4 protein-coding genes are annotated in these 2,872 nt (G+C 69.7%); 3 read left to right on the top strand and 1 reads right to left on the bottom strand.

Going from position 1 to position 2,872, the window contains the following annotated elements; translation table 11 throughout:
- Positions 1-985, top strand: a 985-nt coding sequence (locus tag G3N97_RS37700) for an amidase (protein ID WP_205997834.1), incomplete at its 5' end; no start/stop codon positions are given.
- A gap of 202 nt (positions 986-1,187) precedes the next feature.
- A complete protein-coding gene (locus G3N97_RS37705) occupies positions 1,188-1,718 on the top strand; it encodes a disulfide bond formation protein B (protein WP_205997835.1) in 531 nt (176 codons plus the stop codon).
- A gap of 359 nt (positions 1,719-2,077) precedes the next feature.
- On the opposite strand, the gene G3N97_RS37710 is transcribed toward G3N97_RS37705, so the two are convergent.
- Positions 2,078-2,275: a hypothetical protein gene (locus tag G3N97_RS37710; RefSeq protein ID WP_205997836.1), complete on the bottom strand. Its 198-nt coding sequence runs from the start codon at positions 2,273-2,275 to the stop codon at positions 2,078-2,080.
- 108 nt (positions 2,276-2,383) lie between these two features.
- On the opposite strand from G3N97_RS37710, the gene G3N97_RS37715 reads away from it, so the two are divergent.
- Positions 2,384-2,872 (top strand): XdhC family protein (locus G3N97_RS37715; RefSeq protein WP_277397882.1); only part of this gene is annotated, 489 nt, incomplete at its 3' end.

Here is a 2,872-nt window from a genome sequence, read left to right on the forward strand (position 1 = left end):
GTGTGCTCTTCCGATCTGCCTCCAGCCGCTCTACGGCACGCCGCGCTCGCCGTATCGCCGCGACGTGAAGGGCGACGAACGCGTCGCGGGCGGCTCGTCCTCGGGCGCGGCGGCGTCGGTCGCCGACGGCATGGCCGCCGTTGCGCTCGGCACCGACACCGGCGGCTCGATCCGCATTCCCGCCGCGTTCTGCGGCCTGACCGGCTTCAAGCCGACCGCCGCGCGCATTCCCCGCACGGGCGGCGTGCCGCTCTCCACCACGCTCGACTCGTTCGGCCCGATCGGCAACAGCGTGGCGTGCTGCGCGCTGGTCGACCGCCTGCTCGCCGGCCTCGCGCCGGTCGTGCCCGGCGCGCGCCGTCTGGAAGGCGTGCGCATCGGCGTGCTGACGAACTACGTGACCGACGGCATCGATCCCGCCGTCGCCGAGAGCCTCGACACGGCGCTCAAGCATCTCGACGCGGCGGGCGCGATCGTCGACGAGGTGCGTTTCGCGCCGTTCGAGCAGTTCGCGGACATCAACCGCATCGGCTTTTCGTCGATGGAAGCGTACGCGTGGCATCGCGATCTGATCGCGCAGCATCGCGACCAGTACGACGCGCGCGTGCTCGCGCGCATCCTGAAGGGCGAGGCGGCGCGCGCCGTCGACTATCTCGATCTGATCGCCGCGCGCGCGGCCGTGATGGAGCAGGCACAGGCCACGCTGTGGTCCCGCTTCGACGCCGTGATCGCGCCGACCGTGCCGATCGCGCCGCCCGCCGTCGCCCCGCTCGCCGCCGACAACGACGTGTTCGCGCAAACCAACGCGCTGGTGCTGCGCAATCCGAGCGCGTTCAATTTCCTCGACGCCTGCGCGCTGTCGCTGCCGATCCATCATCCCGGCGACGCGCCCGTCGGCCTGATGCTCGCCGCCGCGCCTTACGCCGACGACGCGCTGCTGGCCATCGGCCGCGGCGTGGAAGCGGTGCTCGCGCCGCTGCGCTGAGGCTGCGGGCGCGAGTCTGTGGCGGCTTGCGGTGACTTACGGGAACCGCAAGCTTGCCGAAATCGTCGCAGCGATGAAGCGCACAACGTTCCGCGACAAGCCGCTTCCTCGCGCGGCGCAACCTTCGCGCTAGAATCGCGTCACGCCGTCGCCGCCGCGCCCGTCGCGCGCGCTGCGCCACTCACCCGAAGAAAAACGCCACATGAACGACGATAACGCGCTGTTGCGCCGCGAACGCGGCCTGCTGGTCCTGCTGGGTCTGATCTGCCTTGCGCTGCTGGCCGGCGCGCTCTATATGCAGTACGTGAAGCATCAGGACCCGTGTCCGCTGTGCATTCTCACGCGCTACTTCACGCTGCTGATCGCCGTGTTCGCCTTCCTCGGCGCGCGCCTGACGAGCTGGCGCGGCGTGCGCGTGCTCGAAGCGCTCGTCGTGCTGTCGGCGGCAGGCGGCATGGTCGCCTCCGCGCGTCTCGCGTGGGTGCAGGCGTTCCCGAGCTTCAGCTGCGGCTTCGACACGCTGCAGCCGATCGTCGACGCCCTGCCGCCCGCGCACTGGCTGCCTGGCGTCTTCAAGGTGCAAGGTCTGTGCGAAACCACCTACGCGCCGATCCTCGGTCTGACGCTGCCGCTGTGGTCGCTGATCGCGTTCGCCGTGATCTTCCTCGCGGTGCTCGCGAGTCTGTGGAGCAACCGCCGCCGTCAGGTGTCGTGGCCCGGCATCCGTCGCTGATTTCGCGACGCTGATCTGGACTACCTGCCGCGCCGCCCGCCTTGGGCGGCGCGGTCGTTTGCGGCGGTGGTTTCCGCTCGCCGGGCCCGCTCAAAGGGCCGTAACACTCGCTGCCAAATCACCGCAAATTCCCCGCTGCACCGCGCCTGACATGGCCGCCAGCTGATATCCCCCATCATGCGCAGGGAATACTTTTCAGGCGCTGTCAGTGCTAAATTCGCAACTGGATGGCGATCTACGTGCGCGAGGCCGATCAAGGCTCGCCTGGTTTTTGCGTAACGCGCGCCTGATCCGCAATGTCTCCTGGGCTTCACATGACAACGCAAACCATCCGCTCCGTCCGCCGAGGCGCCGTGCATTCAATGCATGCAGCGCCCGCCCATGCAGGCTTCCTGCGTCGCTTCCTGCTTCTTTCCGCTTTCGGCCGCCTGTCCGTGCGCCTTGCGCACGTCCGGATTCGTCATCTCGTCGATATCGGCGCTCCGCGAGCGCTCGACCACCGCGCCGCACGACGCGCAATGACGATGCGTCATCGCGAACCACTTGGGTTCTGGCATGCTCGAACCCTTGAGCGCGCGGCAGCGTCACGCCGCGCGCCGCGCCATGACGATCCACCGGCCGCGCGTCCGACGCGCCGCCACGCCGTTTTGTAGGAGAAGCACCCGATGCAAGCCTGGCTCACCGATCTGCAGCAATTGCTCGCGCATGGCGACGCCGCCGTGCTCGTGACCGTCGCGCGCGTGGAAGGCTCGGCGCCGCGCGAGGCCGGCACGAAGATGATCGTCACGCGCGAGGCCGCGCGGCACACGATCGGAGGCGGCCATCTGGAATGGAAAGCCATCGAGATCGCCCGCCAGGTGCTGCGCGACGGCATGCGCACGCCGCACGCGCGCCGTCTGGAGCGACTCGCGCTCGGGCCGAGCCTCGGCCAGTGCTGCGGCGGCGCGGTCGTGCTGGCGTTCGAGCGGCTCGATGTGGCCGATCTCGGCTGGCTCGCCACGCTGGCGCGCCGGCTCGCCGCGGGCGCATCGACCGTTCGTAGCGTATCATTCCGCTCCTCGCGGAATGGCGACCCGTCCGGCGGATCTACGGGCCCGACGGGCCCGGCATCCAGCGCGGACACCGGCGTCGACGCCGTCCTGCTGTCCGAGCCG

Source organism: Paraburkholderia sp. Ac-20347 (genome assembly GCF_017104805.1).
Lineage (GTDB): Bacteria > Pseudomonadota > Gammaproteobacteria > Burkholderiales > Burkholderiaceae > Paraburkholderia > Paraburkholderia tropica.

Coding starts and splice junctions, on each gene's coding strand:
- G3N97_RS37705 (WP_205997835.1), top strand. CDS start 1,188: ATGAACGACGATAACGCGCTGTTGCGCCGCGAACGCGGCCTGCTGGTC.
- G3N97_RS37710 (WP_205997836.1), bottom strand. CDS start 2,275: ATGCCAGAACCCAAGTGGTTCGCGATGACGCATCGTCATTGCGCGTCG.